Origin of the sequence: Serratia sp. CY84636 (assembly GCF_052166245.1) — a bacterium.
GTDB lineage: Bacteria > Pseudomonadota > Gammaproteobacteria > Enterobacterales > Enterobacteriaceae > Serratia > Serratia nevei.
Genome location: NZ_JBJNOX010000011.1, coordinates 80,599 through 98,968, shown reverse-complemented (window position 1 = coordinate 98,968; position 18,370 = coordinate 80,599). Strand labels below are relative to the sequence as shown.

Genomic DNA, 18,370 nt, shown 5'->3' with positions numbered 1-18,370 from the left:
TTATTGATAAATGAAGGCCGAGGCGGCCCAGGCGATCAACACCGTCGGCGCGCCGGTCAGGAAGCGGCCGACCAGCACCGAGGGCACGCCGACCCGCACGGTGTCCTGCTTGGCTTCCGCCAGCGACAGGCCGACCGGAATGAAGTCGCAGGCGGCCTGCGCGTTGATGGCGAACAGCGCGGGCAACGCCAGCTGCGGCGGAATATGGCCGAGGCCGATCTGCACCCCGACCAGCACGCCGATCACCTGGGCGATAACCGCGCCGGGGCCGAGGAACGGCGACAGCAGCGGGAATGAGCAGATCAGCGCCAGCGTCACCAGGCCGATCGGGCTGTTGGCGAGCGGCGTCAGGCCGTGAGCGATAAAGTCCCCGAGGCCGGAGGCCATGATGATGCCGATCAAGGCCGAGACGAACGCCATAAACGGCAGGATGGTCTTCAGCACGGTGTCGATGGTGTCGCGCCCGGCCTGGAAGAACACCGCCACCACCGATCCCATGCCCATGCCGACCTTCGCCAGCAGCCCGTCGCTTTGCTCGGTGATCTTCTTGCTGGTGTCGTAGTCGCGCGCCTTGGGCGGTGCTGCAACGGCGGCGGCGGGTTGGCTATCTGCCGCTTCGATTCGGCTGATATTGTGGTCGCGCACGCCGGAGACATAGATGTCTTCGAGGATAAACTGCGCCAGCGGGCCGGACTGGCCGGTGGCGTGGATGTTGACCGTCGGAATGCGGCGTTTCGGGTACAGGCCGCAGCGCAGGGTGCCACCGCAGTCGATCACCGCCACGCCGATCTCTTCCGCCGGCGGCTCGCCCTCTTTGAAACCGTCGACGGCCGGCCAGCCGGTCAATTCGCTGAGGCGATCGACGATCGAAGGCCGGGTGCCGGCGGTGATGTACACCACTTTCTTGCCGGGCTCTATCGGCAGCTCCAGGGGGCCACCCCAGCCGCTGGCGCCTTTTTCAATACGGATATAAGCACTCATGCTGCACTCCATGAATTAAAGTTGCACCTGGCGATCCAGACGGATGCCCATCTTGCGTTCGAACAGGCTGGTGGTCAGATCGGTGACCCAGCCGCGGAAGAAGTTGGTGAACAGCCCCACCAGGAAATAGCTCACCGCCAGCGGGCCGAGCGGCAGGCCGAGGGTGGTCAGGCCGCTGGCGATGCCGAGGTAAACGAACAGCTCGCCGGGGTTGATGTGTGGGAACAGGCCGTTCATCGAGTGGCAGCTGTAGGAGGCCGCCGCGTAGTAGCTCGGCTTGTATTTCTCCGGCATGAAGCGCCCCAGGCTGAGGGTCATCGGGTTGCAGAAGACAAAGGTGCCGATCAGCGGCAGCAGCAGATAACGCGAGACGGGGTTGCCCGCGCAGCGCTGCGCCAATCGTTCGATACGTTCCTGGCCAACAAATTTGATCAGCGCGTTCATGATAACCAACAGGCTGATCAACAAAGGTAAAATGCCGGTCACCATACCGACAAACACTTCACCGCCTTTCTGAAACAGGCCGATAAACCACTCGGCGCCGTGGGTGATTAGCTCAATCATTATGTTCTCCTGTAATGGACTGATATGGCCTGGAGCGAACGGCGGCTCTGTCGCCATGGGCCTTACAGTAGTCACTTTGTTGGGCTATTTGTTTTAAATAGATCACATTTTGAAAGATAAATATTTTATTTTGAAAGTTTAAAATGAAAGAAAAAGAAGGTCTGTGGCATGAGGGGGAGAAAGCGGGCACAAAAAAGCCCGGCTAGCCGGGCTTGAGGACAGGTGGTCCGTCGCATCAGGCGATGGTGACCTTCTTGTCCAGGTAGGCGTCTTGCACGGCGTTGATCAGCGCCACGCCGTCTTTCATCGATTTCTTGAACGCCTTGCGCCTCAGGATCAGGCCCATGCCGCCGGCGCGTTTGTGGATCACCGCGGTGCGCACCGACTCCTGCAGGGCGTTCTCACCGGCGGCGCCGCCGGAGTTGATCAGCCCGGCGCGGCCCATGTAGCAGTTGGCCAGCTGGTAGCGCACCAGATCGATCGGGTGATCGGTGGTCAGCTTGGTATAGACGCGATCGTCGGTATAGCCGAATTTCACCGCGCGGTAGCCGCCGTTGTTTTCCGCCATTTTCTGTTTGACGATGTCGGCGCCGATGGTGGCGGCGATGTGGTTGGCCTGGCCGGTCAGATCGGCGCTGGAGTGGTAGTCCACGCCATCCTTGTTGAACGCCGGGTTGCGCAGATAGGCCCACAACACGGTGACCATGCCCAGCTCATGCGCGCGCTCGAAGGCGATCGAGATCTCTTCGATCTGGCGGCGCGACTGCTCGGAGCCGAAGTAAATGGTGGCACCGACCGCCACCGCGCCCATGTTGAACGCCTGCTCGACGCTGGCGTACAGGGTCTGGTCGTACTGGGTCGGGTAGCTCAGCGTTTCGTTGTGGTTGAGTTTGACCAGGAACGGAATTTTATGCGCGTAGCGGCGCGATACCGACGCCAGCACGCCGTAAGTGGAGGCGACGCAGTTACAGCCGGCTTCAATCGCCAGCTCGACGATGTTCTTCGGATCGAAATACAGCGGGTTGGCGGCGAACGAGGCGGCGGCGGAGTGCTCGATGCCCTGATCGACCGGCAGGATCGACAGGTAGCCGGTGCCGGCCAGACGGCCGTGGTTGAACAGGTTTTGCATCGAACGCAGCACGCTGTTGGGACGGTTGTTATCGATCATTACGCGGTCGACGAAGTCGGCGCCCGGCAGGTAGAGATTCTCGGCGGGGATAGTGGTACAGCGGTGTTGCAGCAGATCTTCCGCTTCCTTTCCTAGCAACTGCACAATATCAGTCATGATTCACTCCCGATTAAGCTTCTTCATACACCGGCAATGCAAGGGTTTTTGACCACCGGCGAAGTAAAAAAGCGGTGATTGAAGCTGTAAAGCGATACTACCGAACTTGATCCGGCAAGGACAAACAATAGATGCGATTGAGAGGAAATGCCATTTGCGAGGCCAAATACGCGGGGACGATCGCCCCCGGCGCGCTAAGCGATTGATTATTCGATCTCGAACCACTCGGTGTTCTGCAGGGCGATCGGGGTGATGGAGTAGATCATCTCCTGCAGGTGATCGTGGATGGCGCGCTCCGCCGCCTCGGCATCGCGCGCTTTCAGCGCCTCGTAGATGCGGTAGTGCTGCTTGATCAGGCTCTCCGGCGGCGAGACTTCGCTCAGGCTGAGGAAACGCACCCGATCCATGGTGGCCTTGATGGTTTCGATGGTCTCCCATGCCAGCGGGCAGTCGGCGAACTGGGTCAGCAACTGGTGGAATTCGTCGTCCAGCGCCAGAAACTCGCGCGTCTGCCCGTTCTGCGCCGCCAGCGCCTGACGGTGCAGGTTATGCTCCAGCGTCATCAGCTGCGCCGCGGTGGCGCGCTCCGCTGCACGGCGCACGATGGCGCATTCCACCGCCTGACGAATAAAGCGCCCGTCGGCCACGCGCTTGGCGGAGATTTTCATCACGAAAGTGCCGCGCTGCGGCAGGATCTGCACCAGGCCGGCCTCCGCCAGCTTGATGAAGGCTTCGCGCACCGGCTGGCGCGAAACGCAAAAGCGCGTGGAAATCTCTTTCTCGGACAACAGGGTGCCGGGGGGGATGGTGCAGTCGACGATATCCTTGCGCAGGAAGCGATAGATCTGCTGGTTGACCGGGACGTTGTTGGTGAGACTGTACGTTTCAGACATGGCGACAATCAGGCATCTGGCTGGAATTCGAATGCCACCATACTAGCAGATTATTGGTTGAGGGCGGGGGGATAAATCCACCCGCCGGGTAGGGTAACTCAGTGATGCCAATCCTGATATTCCTGCTTGCGTCGCCCCGGCGCGGTTTCCGGCATCAGGCTCAGACCGATGGCCGACACCACGCCCAGCACCATCATGTAACTCGCCAGCCCGGAGTAGTGGCCGCCGGTCACCTGTAGGATCTTCACCGCCAGCAGCCCGAGAATGCCGCTGCCGATCAGCGATCCTATCTGCCAGATCAGCGCGATGCCGCTGCAGCGCACGCGGGTGGGGAACAGCTCCGGGAAGTAGGAGGCCTGCGGCGCGTAGCACATGCTGTGGCCGAAGGTCAGCACCACGATCATGGCGATCTGCGTTACCCAGAAATTATCGAGGTTGATAGCCATAAAGAACGGCACGATGCACACCACCTGCAGCAGCGCACCGGCGATGTATACCGGTTTGCGTCCCAACCGGTCGGAGAGGCGGCCCATCAGCGGAATGGCGAAAATCTCCAGCAGTACCGCCACGATCATCGCCTCGAGCAGAATGGTTTCGTTGAGGTGGTTGGCCTTGCCGTAGGCCAAGACGATCACGGTAAACATGGCGAAGGCACAGGCTTCGATCAGCTTGGCACACACCCCTTTGCCGATCAGGCCTGGATAGCTGCGGGCCACTTCTACCACCGGCCGACTTTCCACCGCTTTGGTGGCGCGGATCTGGGCAAACACCGGCGACTCGTCGATCTTCAGGCGAATAAACAGGCCGACCAGCACCAGCAGCAGGCTGAGCAGAAACGGAATGCGCCAACCCCAGTCCAGCATCTGCGCCGGCGACAGCAGGGCGGTCAGCAGCGCAAACAACCCGGATGGCAGCAGGAAGCCGGCGGGTGCGCCGATCTGCACCCAGCTGGCGTAGAAGCCGCGCCGCGGCGGCGGCGCGTATTCGGCGGTCATCAGCACTGCGCCGGCCTGTTCGCCGCCGACGCCGAAGCCCTGTAGGACGCGGATGAAAATCAGCGCGAGCGGCGCCCAGATGCCGATCTGTTCATAGGTGGGCAGCAGGCCGATGCAGAAGGTGCCGAGGCCGACGATCAGGATGGTGATCACCAGCGCCTTCTTGCGGCCGACCTTGTCGCCGATGTGGCCGAACACGATGCCGCCCAGCGGGCGCGCCAGGAAACCGACCGCGTAGGTGGCGAAGGCCGCCAGCGTGCTGATCAGCGGATCGGCGCTGGGGAAAAACAGCTGGCCGAAGAACAGCACCGCAGCGGTGCCGTAAGCGAAGAAATCATAATATTCGGCGGCGGTGCCGATGGCCGAAGCGCTGGCGACGCGCCGCAGCAGCGGTTGATTGCCGGTATTGACGGCGTTATGCGTGGTGACGGTCATCGGAAACCTCTCGGTCGGTAAGCGGCAGAGCGGCGACGGCGGCTTTGGCCCCCAGGCTCAGCAGTTGATGATAAGCGTGGCTGACGGCGCGGACGAAGTCAGGCGAGTCGGGCAGATCCTGGCCGAAGACGCTGTCGAGCTGCAGCAGCGCCAGGACGCGGGGCCGGCCTTCCTCGCTGCCGGCGACCAACGCGGCGATGGGGTCGCGCAGCGGATCGCTGATGTCGATCGGCGCGCCTTGCTCATCGCGGCCGCCGACGTAGCGCATCCAGCCGGCGACGCCCAGCGCCAGGCAGTCGAAGCGGCTGCCATGCGCCAGATGCCAGCGGATCGCATCCAGCAGCCGCTGCGGCAGCTTTTGCGTGCCGTCCATGGCGATCTGCGCGGTGCGGTGCTTCAGCGCGCGGTTGCGGAAACGCCGCAGCAGCGAGTCGGCATACTGCGCCAAATCGACGTTCGGCACCTGCAGGGTCGGTGCCTGTTCCGCCAGCATCAGGTGACGGGCGGCGCGGACAAAATCTGCGTCCTGCATGCAGTCGCCGACGTGCTGATAACCGGCCAGATAGCCGAGATAGGCGAGGAACGAATGGCTGCCGTTCAGCATGCGCAGCTTCATCTCCTCAAACGGCAGCACGTCGCTCACCAGTTCGGCGCCGACCTTTTCCCAGGCCGGTCGCCCCTGGGGAAAACGGTCCTCAATGACCCACTGGCTGAACGGCTCGCAGGCCACGCCGACCTCATCCTCGACGCCGCCCAGCCAGGCGTGCAACTGCCGGCGGGTCTCCGGCGTTACTGCCGGCACAATGCGATCCACCATGGTGGAAGGGAAGGCGACCTCTTGACGCACCCAGTCGGCCAGCGCCGGATCCTGCCGCTGCGCCAGGTCGAGCAGCACCTGGTGCGTGACCCGGCCGTTGGCCGGCATATTGTCGCAGGACATCACGGCGAACGGCGGCAGCCCGCGTTCACGGCGCAGGCGCAGCGCCGCCAGCAGCAGCCCCGGCGCCGACTGTGGCTGCGCCGGGTGAGCGATATCATGCGCGATCGCCGGGTGTTCCGTCATCAGCCGGCCGCTGGCAGGGTGGTGGCAATAGCCCTTTTCGCTGATGGTCAGCGAGACGATGGCGATCTCAGGCTGCGTCAGGGCCGCCAGCACCGCCGCCAGCCCGTCGGTTTGCAGGTGCAGCGCCTGGCGCACCACGCCGATGACCCTGCCCCGCCAGCCGTCGTCGTCCATCTCCGCCACCGAGAACAGCAGATCCTGTTGCCGTAGGTCGGCGATCTTTTGCCGGCCGTGCTGCATGCTGATTTCGCAGTAGCCCCAGTCGCTGCCGTGCTCGCTGGCCAGCCTGTCGGCGTACATCGCCTGGTGCGCGCGGTGAAACGCGCCGAAGCCGATATGCACCATGCGCGGTTTCACGCGCTCACGTGCGTAGCCGGGCCGAATAATGGCGGCCGGCAGCGCGCGGTGGTCGGAAAGTCTCATGTTCAATGTCCCTGGAGAGGTAAGCAAAGGGGCGAAGCCGCCCCGCCTGGCGTTATGGTTTTAAGATTTGCACGCCCGCCGTTGCGCGCGGCGCCTTGATCACCAGCAGCACCAGCAGCGCGCCCAGCGCGGCGACGCCGCCCGCCAGCATAAAGGCGCTGTCGAATTTGCCGGTGTTCTGCACGATGTAGCCGGTGACGATCGGCCCGATGATGCCGGAGACGCTGCCGATCAAATGAATGAACCCGCTGGCGCCGCCGACCCGGGATTTATGCACCACGTCCTGGATGATCGCCCAGTAGAGGGCGCCGGTGATGTAAAGGAAGAAGATCGACACCGACATCAGCATCACCGCCGGCACCACGCTGCTGACGGTGCCTGCCAACGCCACGCACACCGCCGCCGCCAGCAGGCTGGTGACCAGCACAATTTTGCGCGACAGCAGCAATTTGCCGGTGATGTTGAAGATTTTGTCGGAAATATAGCCGCCGAGCGCCAGCCCGACGAAGCCGACGATCCACGGGATCATCGTGGTCAGGCTCATCTCCTTGATGTTCAGGTTGTGCGCCTGCACCAGATACGAGGGGAACCAGCTCAGGAAGAAGAACAGAATGTAGTTGTAGCAGAAGAAGGCGAAGGCGGTGACCAGAATGATCGGCTGCTTCAGGTAGTAACCCAGCCCGTGCGCGGCGTCGCTCAGCGCGCTTTCCTCGCCGAGGTTTTCCTGTTTCAGCCGTGCGATCAGCACCCGTTCTTCGGCGCTGATGCGCTGGCTTTTCGCCGGGTTATCCGCCACCACGAAGAACCACACCAGCATCCAGACGATGCCGATGGCGCAGATGATCATAAACGCCGGCCGCCAGCCGAACGCCAGCGCCAGATAGCCGACGATCGGCCCGGCCACCGCGCCGCCCAACGGCGAACCGGCGCTGAGCAAGCCCATGGCGGTCGCCGCCTGTTTCTTCGGGAACCAGCCGTTGATCATCTTGTTGGCCGAGGCGCAGATCGGCCCTTCGGCCATGCCGAACAGGACGCGCAGGATCAGCATCGAGTAAAAACCGGTGGCGATCGCCGTCATGCCGCAGAAGAGGGACCACAGACCGACCGCCACGCCCAGCACCAGCGTCGGGCCGAAACGGTCGACCGCCAGCCCGCCGACGAAGTTGAAGATGGCGTAGCCGAAGAAGAAGCTGCCGAAGATCAGGCCGAACTGTTCGGCGTTCAGCATCAGATCCTGTTCGATCATCGGCACGGTGATCGACAGCGCCACGCGATCGAGGTAATTGATCATGTAGACCATGAACAGCAGGAACACGATGGTCCAACGCAGGTTTTTAAACATAAAGCACTCCACTGGGTGTCGTTTTAATCGTGATGCTTCGTTGTTTGCACGGGCGGCGGGTGCCGCCCAATGCCCCGATGCGGCCTTGGCGTTACTCGAACTGCAGCAGCACCTTGCAGCAGGTGCGCTGATCCCGCTCGAACATCCGCATCGCCCGTTCGACGTCGCCGGCGGGCACGCAGTGGGTGAGCAGCCGCTGCGGGTCTAGCTTGCCGTCCGCCATCCAGGCGATCACCTGCGGGAAGCGCGCGCTGTTCAGGCGCGAGGAGAAGATCGACAGCTCTTTGCTGGTGATGCTCTGCTGGGTCAGGGTGCAGGCGTCGCCGGAAAAGCCCATGATGCCGATGCGCGCCGCCGGCGAGGCCAGCGCGATCGCCTCCGGTAAAATAGAAGGGTGGCAGGCGGCATCAACGATCAGCGTCGGCTGAATGCCGCGCTGCTGCAGCGTCTGCGGCAATGCGGCCTCGGCGTTGTTGAACGTCTCGTCGGCGCCGTTGGCGCGCGCCATGTCCAGCCGCTCGGCGATGCGATCGACGACCCACACCTGCTTGACGCCGTACACGCCTTTCAGCGTCTGGATCACCGTGAGCCCCATCGGCCCGGCGCCGTAGATCAGCGCGATGTCGTCAGGGCGCGGTTGCAGGTGGGCGGTGATGTTGGCGGCGATGCTGAAGGGTTCGATCATCGCGGCGTGGCGATCGCTGATGGCCGGCGGAACCGGATAGGCGTTGCGCGCCGGTACGCAGGCGTAGTCGCTGAAGCCGCCGTCGCGATGCACGCCGATCACCTGCAGCGAGGTGCAGACGTTGGGGCGGCCGACCGAACAGGGATAGCAGTGGCCGCAGCTCACCACCGGATCTACCGAGACGCGTTCGCCGAGGCGCGCCGGATCGACGCCTTCGCCCAGCGCATCGATCAGGCCGAAGAACTCGTGGCCGATCACCCGCGGATAGCGGGCGAACGGGTTATGGCCGTGATAGATATGGACGTCGGAGCCGCAGATGCCGGCGAATTTCACCTTGACCCGCACCTCGCCGGCCGCCGGCTGCGGCAGCGCGCGCGTCTGCAGCGCCAGGCGCCCAGGCTGTTCGATCACGACGCTGCGCATGGTGTTTACCAGTTCCATAAGGTGCCATCCTCCAGACGCGCGACCGGCAGGTAGGCCGGTTCATACGGGTAACGGGCCGCCAGCTTCTCATCGAACTCGATGCCGATGCCCGGCTTGTCGCCCGGATGCATATAGCCGTCGTCGAACGTCCAGCTGTGCGGGAACACCTCGAGCATCTGCTCGGAATAGCCCATGTATTCCTGCACGCCGAAATTCGGTACCCACAGATCGAAATGCAGCGCCGCCGCCATGCAGATCGGCGACAGATCGGAAGGGCCGTGGGAGCCGGTGCGCACCTGATACAGCGAGGCGAAGTCGGCGATGCGCCGCATGCCGGTAATGCCGCCCGCGTGCGTCAGGGTGGTGCGGATGTAGTCGATCAGCTGCTCTTCAATCAGCTGTTTGCAGTCCCAGATGCTGTTGAACACCTCGCCGACGGCGATCGGCGTGACGGTATGCTGGCGAATCAGGCGGAAACAGGCCTGGTTTTCCGCCGGCGTCGGATCTTCCATCCAGAACAGGCGATACGGCTCGGCGCTTTTGCCGAAGCGCGCCGCTTCGATCGGCGTCAGGCGGTGGTGCATGTCGTGCAGCAGGTGCTCGTTGAAGCCGAACCTGTTGCGCACCGCATCGAACAGTTTGGGGGTGAAATCGAGGTATTTTTCCGTCGACCACAGCTGCTCTTCCGGCCAGTCACCCTTGGTGGCCGGCTCATAGGCCTGGCCTTTCCCCTTGGCCATGCCGTAGGTGGTTTTCATGCCCGGCACGCCGCATTGGACGCGGATCGCCTTGAAGCCTTGCTCTTTATGCTTGGCGTAGTCGTCGAGCACCTCGTCGATCGAGTGGCCGGTGGTGTGGCAATACACCATCACCCCCGAACGCGACGCGCCGCCCAACAACTGGTACAGCGGCATGTTGGCGGCCTTGGCCTTGATGTCCCACAGCGCCATGTCGACGGCGGAAATGGCCGACATGGTCACCGGGCCGCGCCGCCAGTAAGCGCCTTTGTAGAAGAATTGCCAGAGGTCTTCGATCCGCTGCGCGTCGCGGCCGATCAGCTGCGGGCAGAGGTGATCTTTCAGGTAAGAGGCCACCGACAGTTCACGCCCGTTCAGCGTGGCGTCACCGAGGCCGACGATGCCGTCATCGGTGGTGATCTTCAGCGTGACAAAGTTGCGCCCCGGGCAGGTGACGAACACCTCGGCGTTGACGATTTTCATAACCTTCACATCCTGTAGCTGCGGAGAGATAGCGCGAAAATACGCCATGAACTAACTACCATACAAGTATGAATTAATGAATTTGCCGGAGAGGATCACATTTGATCGCGAGCGGAAGCGGGTAAGCGGAGGGGGAAGAAGCGGGGCGCAGCGGCTGCGCCCGACAAGGTCAGCCCAGCAGGGCGCAGTTAGGCGGCAGGCGGCATTCGATGGCCTGCGGCAACACTTCGATGCGGAAATGACGGCCTTTGAGCGGCTCGCCGTCGAGGTTGAAAGTCATCTCATGCGGCGCGTCGATCTCGAGCCACGGCAGCGCTGCGCTGAGGATGCTGTTGCTCTCTTCGTCGTTGAACAGGGCGGCGACCAGCGCCGGCAGCAGTTCATCGGCGATCAGCAGGCGCAGCTGCAGCAGGCCGTCGTTGATCAGCGCGCTGGGGCACAGCTCCTGGCCGCCGCCGGCCTGTTTGCCGTTGCCGATGCCGATCACCAGCGCCTCGCCGGCCCAGCGGAAGTCCGGTCCGCGAATTTCACAGCGGTCGGCCTGCAGCGTATCCATGCGCAGCAAGCCGTGCACGAAGTAGGACACGCCGCCCAACGCTGCCTTCAGCTTCTCCGGCGTTTCGGTGGTGATGCGGGTGCCGAAGCCGCCGGTGGCCATGTTGATGAAGTAGCGCTCGCCGTTGACCTTGGCCAGATCGATCGGCACCGAGCGGCCCTTGATCGCCAGCTGCAGCGCCTGTTCCGGCGACGGGGGAATATTGCAGGCCATGGCGAAATCGTTGGCGGTGCCGAGCGGCAGGATGCCCAGCACCGGCCGGTTGTGCGCCGGCAGTTGCACCAGCGCGGCCGCCACTTCGTTGATGGTGCCGTCACCGCCGCCGGCGACGACGGTGCCGACGCCGAGCTGTGCGGCTTCCGCGACGTAGCGCGCGGCGTCGCCGTGCTCCCAGGTCACGCGCACGTGCAGCGTGATGCGTTCTGCGCGCAGGCGTTTGACCGCCTGACGCAGCTCTTCGTTACCGGCGCCTTTGCCGTTGAGAATAAGCAGGGCGGGCCCATGTGAGTGTTGAGGCATTGCCGATCTCCTCCGGCGGAAAACCAAGAATGCCTCAAGATAAACCAGCTGCCGCCACCAGGCCATCAGAATATTCAGCTAATTCTGGTTATTCCCCGGCGTTCAGTGAATATGAAGCAAGGCGAATTTATCTGAATTTTACGCGGAAATAATCCAGGTTTTAAAGACGAGAGGATTAATCGCTGTAGCGTTATTTATATATCGAAGCGGCGTGATTATTATTATTAAAACGGATAACGAGAATAAGTTATGGAAATAGGCGCAGCAAAAAAAATAGGCGGGCCCATAAAGAAAAAGCCAGCCCAAGGGAGATTGGGCCGGCTAAGGAGGTGGTTCCTAGTATTGCTATGCAAATATTTTCGTTGTTCGTTTTAAGCAGCGTGATAGTAACCAAGCTGCGCGCACATTGATGTGATCCAATTCTAATATTTGCTAAAAATCGCCGCCGAATGACGGCGATTCATTTTTATGCCCCGGCGCTATTTTCTTCCGCCAAATTGCGGATCAGCAACGCATAATTGAGATCGATATCCTGCGGGATCGGCAAATAAACGATATGGCCGTTGCCCGGCGCCACCTCAATCGGTTCGCCTTTCTTATTTTGCATGCTTTCGAGGGTGAAGACCACGTTGCCGCCCGGCGTCATCATCTCGACGCTGTCGCCGAGCGCGAACTTATTCTTCACGTCGACCTCTGCCCAGCCATCGCGGCGCACACCGGTGAATTCGCCGACGAACTGCTGGCGCTCGGAGAGCGAGGAGCCGTAGTCGTAATTCTGCTGCGCTTCGTGCACGTGGCGGCGCAGGAAGCCTTCGGTGTAGCCGCGGTGCGCCAGGCCTTCCAGCGTGGTAAGCAGGGTCGGATCGAAGGGTTTGCCGGCGGCCGCGTCGTCGATGGCGCGGCGGTAGACCTGGGCGGTGCGGGCGCAGTAGTAGAAGGACTTGGTGCGGCCTTCGATCTTCAGCGAGTGCACGCCGAGCTGCGTCAGACGCTCCACGTGCTGGATGGCGCGCAGATCCTTGGAGTTCATGATATAGGTGCCGTGCTCGTCTTCGAAGGCGCTCATATATTCGCCTGGTTTTTGCGCTTCAGACAGCATGAACACCTTGTCGGTCGGCGCGCCGATGCCCAGCGTCGGCTCGACGGTTTGCACCGGGATCGGCTCGTGCAGGTGCACGATATTGCCGGTGTCGTCCTCTTTGCCTTCTTCAGCCTTATACTGCCAGCGGCAGGCGTTGGTGCAGGTGCCCTGGTTGGGATCGCGCTTGTTGATATAGCCGGACAGCAGGCAGCGGCCGGAGTAGGCCATGCACAGCGCGCCGTGGACGAAGATCTCCAGCTCCATGTCCGGCACTTCGGCGCGGATCTCGGCGATCTCTTCCAGCGACAGCTCGCGCGAGAGGATCACGCGGGTCAGACCCATTTGCTTCCAGAACTTCACCGTCGCCCAGTTAACGGCGTTGGCCTGCACCGACAGGTGGATGTCCATCTGCGGGAAGGCTTCGCGCACCATCATGATAAGGCCGGGATCGGACATGATCAGCGCATCCGGGCCCATATCGATAACCGGCTTCAGATCGCGCAGGAAGGTTTTCAACTTGGCGTTGTGCGGGGCGATGTTCACCACCACGTAGAATTTTTTGCCCAGCGCATGGGCTTCATTGATGCCCTGCGCCAGATTCTCGTGGTTGAATTCGTTGTTGCGCACCCGCAGGCTGTAGCGCGGCTGGCCGGCGTAAACCGCATCGGCGCCATAGGCGAAGGCGTAACGCATGTTTTTCAGCGTTCCGGCCGGGGAGAGAAGTTCCGGTGTAAACATAGTGTGTCTCGGTCTGATTTCAGGTCAGTATACCTCTGTCTTTCGAACTGCAGCGTTGTTGGCTGCATTCGCTCACTCCAGTCACTTGGTTGAACAAGCTCCTGGAGACTCACGAACTTGCCGCCTAGCTGCCGTATGAAAGCCAGTGGGTATATCGCGCCCCAGATGGCGCAGCAAAAGCGGGGAATTGTAGCCGCAGCGCGGCAAGAAATCAGCAGTTAACCGGATTTATTCAAGGGAGATTGATCCCGGTCAAACGGAAAACGCGCGATGGCGGCCACCGCGCGGGCGACACGGGGGATCAGGCGCTCAAATCGCGGATATCGGTGGTCGGGCCGTTTTTCATCACCGACTGGATACCGTTTTTGGCCGCGCTTTCGGAGCTGTACATTTCGCTGACGCCGATCACCTGATGGTTCTTGGCCTTCAGCACAAAATAGGGCTGATTGCTGGTGCTGTGCTTCAGTTCAAACTGCGCTTCGTGCGGCGCATTGGTCTGCACCGAGGCGATGCCGTTCTCCGCCGACGCTTTGCTGGCGTACATCTCGCTGGCCAGAATGATCTCGCCGTTACTGGCTTTCAGGTTGAAGTGGTACTGTCCGTTCTTTGCTTTTTTCAGCTCGTAATGACCGATTGCCATGGTTCTTCTCCTGTAGGTTCCGATTCGTGATGTAAGTGTAGCCAATCGCTTGAAAATCGGCGGCTAAACCTCACAGCAGCTTAGTCTAAAAAATGCGCAGTTTTCTTGCGCCGGCGCGGAGTTTTCATCCGAGAATCCCGGCGCCGCACGGGAAGCTAAGGGAAGGCGTGGTGATTGCGCAGTGCGCCGCATAATGACAATTACGTGGTTTCATCGAGCAGCATTGCGCGTTACCGTTTGCCCGCTACGTAAAGGTGAGTAAAAAGTGAGCGATACATCTTGGCATCGACACGCTACAGGCATATGCTTTGGCCTATGCCTGCTGTGGAGGTGTCGAGATGGAAAGAATCGCAAAGCTGTTTAAAAACGGCAGAAATCAGGCGGTGAGGTTACCGGTGGAATTTGAATTTGATACGGATCGTGTGTATATCCGTCGCGATCGGGAGGGCAACGTGATTTTATCCAAATATCCGGCAAAGCCGGACAGCTGGGCACCGCTGCTGAGCATTATCGCCCAAACGCCGGTGCCGCAAGAGTTTCTTGGCGCGGAAGATCGTCAGCAAGGGGTTGCAGAGCGCGATCCTTTCTCAGAGGAAGAGTAGGCGATGTACATGTTTGATACCAACACCGTCGGCCACCTGTTTCGGCAGCATCCGCAGGTGCTAAGCATCATGGAAAAGCTTCCGCCTTCTGCCGTGTGCATTTCCAGCGTCACGGAGGCGGAACTGCTTTACGGTGTGGCTAAACGGCGGAACAAGGCGTTGCAAAGCATGGTCGAGGCCTTTCTTGCCGCGGTGACGGTCTATGCATGGGATAGCGAGGCCGCCCGCTGCTACGGTGAAATGCGCGCGAACATGGAGAGAAAGGGCAAAATCATGGGCGCGCTGGATCAACTGATCGCCGCTCACGCGCAGAGCCGTGGCGCGACGCTGGTGACCAACGATCGCGCATTTGCCATGGTGCCCGGGTTGGCGGTTGAAGACTGGACGCGCTGATCCCCTAAACCCCATTCACCAGCCGGCAGGGCTCGGCTTCCCAGCGGTAGCCCACGCCGTATACCGAGCGAATAAAGGATTTTTCCCCGTCGATCAGTTCCAGCTTGCGGCGCAGGTTTTTGATGTGGCTGTCGATGGTGCGATCGGTGACCACCCGATAGTCGTCATACAGGTTGTTCAGCAGCTGCTCGCGTGAAAACACGTTGCCCGGCTGGCTGGCCAGCGTTTTCAGCAGGCGGAATTCCGCCGGCGTCAGATCCAGCAACTGCCCCTGATAGCTGGCCTGGAAACGCGGCTCATCGATGTGCAGCAGGTCATCTTCCCGCGCGCTCTCCTGCGGCCGATAGCTGCGGCGCAGAATGGTTTTCACCCGCGCCACCACTTCGCGCGGGCTGTAGGGTTTGCAGATGTAATCGTCGGCGCCGATCTCCAGCCCCAGCAGGCGATCGATCTCTTCGATTTTCGCCGTCACCATCACGATAGGCACGTCGCTGAAGCGGCGCAGCTCGCGGCACACCGTCAGGCCGTCGGCACCCGGCAACATCAGGTCGAGCAAAATCAGCGCCGGCGGATGCTGGTGCACGGTCGGCACCACCTCGTTGCCGTTGGTCAGCCAGCGGGTGGCGTAACCCGCCGCCTGCAGATAGTCCACCAGCAGCTGGCCCAGCTTGGGCTCATCTTCAACAATCATGATCTGCACGGGGTGATTCTGAATGTCCATCAGGGCGCCTTATTTTTTATCGGGGTAGCAAATTCTACTGTAATGCGCACGCCGCCTAAAGGCGAATGCTCGGCGCGGATTTTCCCGTCGTGGGCTTCCACGATGTTGTGGCAGATCGCCAGCCCCAGCCCGGAACCGCCGCTGGCGCGGTTGCGTGAACCTTCCGCCCGGTAGAAACGTTCGAAAATGCGCGTCAGCTGCTGATCGCTGATGCCCGGCGCGCTGTCCTGCCAGTAGAGGAACAGCCGCCCCGGCTGCAGCTCGGCGCTGATTTCCAGCCGGCCGCCGGCGTCGGTGTAGCGCAGGCTGTTTTCCAGCAGGTTATTGAACAGCTGGTTCAAACGGTCGGGATCGCCGAACAGCGGCGCCTGGGCCGGCAGATGCGTAACGATCTCCAGCCCTTTGGCGCGGAAGCGTTCGCGAAAGGCGGCGACGGCGATCTGCAGCAGGTGCACGCAGTCCACCGACGATTTGCGATAGGCCAGCGCACCGAGATCGGAAAGCGACAGCTGGTGCAGATCGTCGACCAATTTAGTCAGGGTAGACACCTCGGCCTGCAGCGAACTGAGCGACGCCGGCGTCGGCTGGCGCACGCCGTCCTGCAGCGCCTCCAGCTCGCCCCGCAGCACTGCCAGCGGCGTGCGCAGCTCGTGCGAGACGTCGGCCATAAAAGCGCGGCGCATCTGTTCGTTTTTCTCCAGCGAGGTGGCCAACTGGTTGAAGTCGTGCGCTAGCCGGCCCAGTTCATCCTGGCTGCTGACCGCCACGCGGGTGGTGAAATCGCCCGCCGCCAGGCGATGGGTGCCCGCCACCAGGCGCTTGACCGGGGCCAGCATGCCGCGCGACAGCAGCCAGGTCACCGCCGCCGCCAGCAGGGTGGAGAGCGCGACGATGATCCAGCTGGTGCGCCGCTGCTGGCGATCGAAGTTGATGTCGGTGTTGCGCGTCAGGCGCTCGACCGGGGTGGTGATCACCCAGCCGACGATCTCGTTGTTGTAGCGGATCGGGTGGCGCGGGCCCTCTTTCGGGACCGGCCCGGAGTGGCCTACCAGGCGGTTGAACTGGCTGTCCACCACCCAAAACTGGGTGCGCCAGCCCTTGGGCGGCAGGTTGTGGCTGCTGTCGCTGTTCTGTTCGAACGAGCGCATGATCTGGTAGATCACCTGATCGTTGTTGCGCAGGAACACCCAGTTGCCGTGGTGGCTGTACTGTTCCTCCAGCGCTTCGCTCAGCATATTGATGCGCTGCTCGTTGCTGTGCTTGATGTAGTCGATAAAGCCGCGTTCAAAGCTGACGCGCACCCCCCAATGCATGGTGATCAGCACCAGCATGCAGGTGGCGAAAATGGCCAGGAACAGTTTCCCGGTAATGCCTATCTTCATTGCAACCTCGTTGAACCGGTACCCGGCTCTTTGGTCAGCGTGCGGTTGGGCGCGCTATCGGCCGGCACGCGCGCGAAGGCCAGTGCGGGCAGAGCGATAATCAACGCCATACAGCAGTAGCTGTAAATAAATGCGCTGTGGATGGCCGGGCTGTCGGCTACCACCTGGTGATGGGCGAAGCTGCCGATCAAGATGCCGGCAACGCTGACGCCAAGGCTCATCGACAGCTGCATGACCATCGACAACAGGCTATTGCCGCTGCTGGCCAGCCGATCCGGCAGGTCTTTCAGCGTCAGGGTGTTCATCGCCGAGAAGCGCAGCGAGTTGACCATCCCCTGGAAGAACAGCACCACCGGCAGCAGCCACAGCCAGCCGAGCATCGCCGCCAACAGGAAGCTCAGGCTGACCAGCGCCAGCAGCAGCGTGGCGGCCACCAGCACGTTGCGGTAGCCAAAGCGGTTGACCACCTGTACCACGATGCGTTTCATGCCCATGCTGCCGATGATCATCGGGATCATCATCAGCCCGGCGTGGAACGGCGTGAAACCCATGCCCACCTGCAGGAACAGCGGCGTCATGAACGGTAGCATGCCGCTGCCGATGCGCCCCAGCAGGCTGGCCAGCAGCCCGATCTTGTAAGTCGGGGTGCGCAGCAGCCGCAGCGAGAACAGGGCGCGGCTATTGCCGTAGGCATGCCAAACATACCCCAACAGCGTCGCAACGCCCAGCGCCACCAGGCCGGCGATGGCGCTGCCGGAGAGCCCCATGCCCTTGTGGCCGTCGAGCGCCAGCGTCAGCGACGCCATGCCGATCGCCAGCAGGATAAAGCCGCTGAGGTCGAAGCGTCGGGTCTGCATTTGGTAGTTGGGCATCAGCAGCAGCGTGGCGATGGCGCCTACGATGCCCACCGGAATATTGATCAGGAAAATCCAGTGCCAGCTGGCGTATTGCACCAGAAAGCCGCCCAGCGCCGGCCCCATCAGCGGGCCGATCTGGCCCGGCAGCGTCACGAAGGTCATCGCCGCCATGTACTGCTCGCGCGGCACGATCTTCATCACCGTCAGGCGGCCGACCGGCACCATCATCGCGCCGCCGATGCCCTGAATCACGCGCGAGGCGATCAGTTCGTTCAGGGTTTCCGAGCGGGCGCAGAGAATGGAGCCGAGGGTGAACAGCACGATGGCGCTGAAAAACACCCGCTGTACGCCGACCTTGTCCGCCAGCCAGCCGCTGGCCGGCAGCGTTACCGCCACCGTCAGTACATAGGAGACGATCACTGACTGCATGCGCAGCGGGTTCTCCCCCAGACTGGCGGCCATCGAGGGCAGGGCGGTGTTGACGATAGTGGTATCCAGCGTCTGCATAAAGAAGCCGAATGCCACTATCCAGAGTTGCCAGCGTACCGTGGCGGCGTGTTTCATCAGCATCG

The 18,370-nt window shown here is 61.8% G+C and carries 17 protein-coding genes; 2 read left to right on the top strand and 15 right to left on the bottom strand.

The features are described from left to right. The 12 genes from srlE to ACJ8QI_RS21745 form a co-directional block, all read right to left on the bottom strand. Entirely contained in the window at positions 1-981 is a 981-nt protein-coding gene (gene srlE, locus ACJ8QI_RS21800; RefSeq protein WP_025303875.1) for a PTS glucitol/sorbitol transporter subunit IIB, read from the bottom strand. A 15-nt stretch (positions 982-996) separates the two neighbouring features. Then, positions 997-1,545: a PTS glucitol/sorbitol transporter subunit IIC gene (gene srlA / locus ACJ8QI_RS21795; protein WP_004941528.1), complete on the bottom strand. Its 549-nt coding sequence runs from the start codon at positions 1,543-1,545 to the stop codon at positions 997-999. A gap of 235 nt (positions 1,546-1,780) precedes the next feature. Next, positions 1,781-2,830, bottom strand: coding sequence for a class I fructose-bisphosphate aldolase (gene fbaB / locus ACJ8QI_RS21790; protein WP_442533074.1), 1,050 nt, complete (start codon positions 2,828-2,830; stop codon positions 1,781-1,783). A 206-nt stretch (positions 2,831-3,036) separates the two neighbouring features. Continuing rightward, entirely contained in the window at positions 3,037-3,723 is a 687-nt protein-coding gene (locus tag ACJ8QI_RS21785; protein ID WP_060441145.1) for a GntR family transcriptional regulator, read from the bottom strand. Positions 3,724-3,821: 98 nt separating this feature from the next. Then, entirely contained in the window at positions 3,822-5,153 is a 1,332-nt protein-coding gene (locus tag ACJ8QI_RS21780; RefSeq protein ID WP_442533073.1) for an MFS transporter, read from the bottom strand. After that, entirely contained in the window at positions 5,134-6,639 is a 1,506-nt protein-coding gene (locus ACJ8QI_RS21775; RefSeq protein WP_442533072.1) for a mannitol dehydrogenase family protein, read from the bottom strand. The genes ACJ8QI_RS21780 and ACJ8QI_RS21775 overlap by 20 nt, the downstream gene beginning before the upstream one ends. Positions 6,640-6,691: 52 nt before the next feature. After that, a complete protein-coding gene (locus ACJ8QI_RS21770) occupies positions 6,692-7,981 on the bottom strand; it encodes an MFS transporter (RefSeq protein WP_197757161.1) in 1,290 nt (429 codons plus the stop codon). A 91-nt stretch (positions 7,982-8,072) separates the two neighbouring features. Continuing rightward, positions 8,073-9,089, bottom strand: coding sequence for a Zn-dependent oxidoreductase (locus ACJ8QI_RS21765; protein ID WP_442533118.1), 1,017 nt, complete (start codon positions 9,087-9,089; stop codon positions 8,073-8,075). A gap of 5 nt (positions 9,090-9,094) precedes the next feature. Then, positions 9,095-10,309, bottom strand: a complete 1,215-nt coding sequence (gene manD, locus ACJ8QI_RS21760) for a D-mannonate dehydratase ManD (protein WP_049213350.1) — start codon at positions 10,307-10,309, stop codon at positions 9,095-9,097. Between the two features lie 169 nt (positions 10,310-10,478). Further along, complete coding sequence (yegS, locus tag ACJ8QI_RS21755) at positions 10,479-11,384, bottom strand: lipid kinase YegS (RefSeq protein ID WP_442533071.1); 906 nt, start codon at positions 11,382-11,384, stop codon at positions 10,479-10,481. Between the two features lie 466 nt (positions 11,385-11,850). After that, entirely contained in the window at positions 11,851-13,203 is a 1,353-nt protein-coding gene (gene trhP / locus ACJ8QI_RS21750; RefSeq protein ID WP_063990505.1) for a prephenate-dependent tRNA uridine(34) hydroxylase TrhP, read from the bottom strand. Between the two features lie 301 nt (positions 13,204-13,504). Then, positions 13,505-13,843: a YegP family protein gene (locus ACJ8QI_RS21745; RefSeq protein ID WP_038873760.1), complete on the bottom strand. Its 339-nt coding sequence runs from the start codon at positions 13,841-13,843 to the stop codon at positions 13,505-13,507. 338 nt (positions 13,844-14,181) lie between these two features. Here ACJ8QI_RS21745 and ACJ8QI_RS21740 point away from each other — a divergent pair, with 338 nt between their 5' ends. Further along, entirely contained in the window at positions 14,182-14,445 is a 264-nt protein-coding gene (locus ACJ8QI_RS21740; protein ID WP_049204860.1) for an antitoxin, read from the top strand. A 3-nt stretch (positions 14,446-14,448) separates the two neighbouring features. Then, on the top strand, positions 14,449-14,838 hold the full coding sequence (locus ACJ8QI_RS21735) for a type II toxin-antitoxin system VapC family toxin (RefSeq protein WP_060424876.1): 390 nt from the start codon (positions 14,449-14,451) through the stop codon (positions 14,836-14,838). Positions 14,839-14,842: 4 nt separating this feature from the next. Here ACJ8QI_RS21735 and baeR read toward each other — a convergent pair whose 3' ends face one another. The 3 genes from baeR to ACJ8QI_RS21720 are packed head-to-tail and all read right to left on the bottom strand — an operon-like array spanning position 14,843 to position 18,368. After that, the gene (gene baeR, locus ACJ8QI_RS21730) at positions 14,843-15,559 is read right to left on the bottom strand and encodes a two-component system response regulator BaeR (protein ID WP_060441150.1); all 717 of its coding nucleotides are present in this window, start codon (positions 15,557-15,559) and stop codon (positions 14,843-14,845) included. Beyond that, on the bottom strand, positions 15,559-16,941 hold the full coding sequence (gene baeS / locus ACJ8QI_RS21725) for a two-component system sensor histidine kinase BaeS (protein ID WP_049202687.1): 1,383 nt from the start codon (positions 16,939-16,941) through the stop codon (positions 15,559-15,561). Before baeS ends, baeR begins: the two co-directional genes overlap by 1 nt. Continuing rightward, positions 16,938-18,368 carry an MFS transporter gene (locus ACJ8QI_RS21720; RefSeq protein WP_060424869.1) on the bottom strand — a complete coding sequence of 477 codons (1,431 nt, stop codon included), beginning with the start codon at positions 18,366-18,368 and terminating at the stop codon, positions 16,938-16,940. The genes baeS and ACJ8QI_RS21720 overlap by 4 nt, the downstream gene beginning before the upstream one ends. Between the last annotated feature and the right edge of the window lie 2 nt (positions 18,369-18,370).

What these genes read in the sequence shown, in the direction of transcription:
- trhP (WP_063990505.1), bottom strand. Translation starts at nt 13,203, where the DNA reads ATGTTTACACCGGAACTTCTCTCCCCGGCCGGAACGCTGAAAAACATG.
- ACJ8QI_RS21720 (WP_060424869.1), bottom strand. Translation starts at nt 18,368, where the DNA reads ATGCTGATGAAACACGCCGCCACGGTACGCTGGCAACTCTGGATAGTG.
- ACJ8QI_RS21745 (WP_038873760.1), bottom strand. Translation starts at nt 13,843, where the DNA reads ATGGCAATCGGTCATTACGAGCTGAAAAAAGCAAAGAACGGACAGTAC.
- manD (WP_049213350.1), bottom strand. Translation starts at nt 10,309, where the DNA reads ATGAAAATCGTCAACGCCGAGGTGTTCGTCACCTGCCCGGGGCGCAAC.
- ACJ8QI_RS21740 (WP_049204860.1), top strand. Translation starts at nt 14,182, where the DNA reads ATGGAAAGAATCGCAAAGCTGTTTAAAAACGGCAGAAATCAGGCGGTG.
- ACJ8QI_RS21785 (WP_060441145.1), bottom strand. Translation starts at nt 3,723, where the DNA reads ATGTCTGAAACGTACAGTCTCACCAACAACGTCCCGGTCAACCAGCAG.
- yegS (WP_442533071.1), bottom strand. Translation starts at nt 11,384, where the DNA reads ATGCCTCAACACTCACATGGGCCCGCCCTGCTTATTCTCAACGGCAAA.
- srlE (WP_025303875.1), bottom strand. Translation starts at nt 981, where the DNA reads ATGAGTGCTTATATCCGTATTGAAAAAGGCGCCAGCGGCTGGGGTGGC.
- ACJ8QI_RS21780 (WP_442533073.1), bottom strand. Translation starts at nt 5,153, where the DNA reads ATGACCGTCACCACGCATAACGCCGTCAATACCGGCAATCAACCGCTG.
- ACJ8QI_RS21775 (WP_442533072.1), bottom strand. Translation starts at nt 6,639, where the DNA reads ATGAGACTTTCCGACCACCGCGCGCTGCCGGCCGCCATTATTCGGCCC.
- fbaB (WP_442533074.1), bottom strand. Translation starts at nt 2,830, where the DNA reads ATGACTGATATTGTGCAGTTGCTAGGAAAGGAAGCGGAAGATCTGCTG.
- baeS (WP_049202687.1), bottom strand. Translation starts at nt 16,941, where the DNA reads ATGAAGATAGGCATTACCGGGAAACTGTTCCTGGCCATTTTCGCCACC.
- ACJ8QI_RS21765 (WP_442533118.1), bottom strand. Translation starts at nt 9,089, where the DNA reads ATGCGCAGCGTCGTGATCGAACAGCCTGGGCGCCTGGCGCTGCAGACG.
- srlA (WP_004941528.1), bottom strand. Translation starts at nt 1,545, where the DNA reads ATGATTGAGCTAATCACCCACGGCGCCGAGTGGTTTATCGGCCTGTTT.
- ACJ8QI_RS21735 (WP_060424876.1), top strand. Translation starts at nt 14,449, where the DNA reads ATGTACATGTTTGATACCAACACCGTCGGCCACCTGTTTCGGCAGCAT.
- ACJ8QI_RS21770 (WP_197757161.1), bottom strand. Translation starts at nt 7,981, where the DNA reads ATGTTTAAAAACCTGCGTTGGACCATCGTGTTCCTGCTGTTCATGGTC.
- baeR (WP_060441150.1), bottom strand. Translation starts at nt 15,559, where the DNA reads ATGGACATTCAGAATCACCCCGTGCAGATCATGATTGTTGAAGATGAG.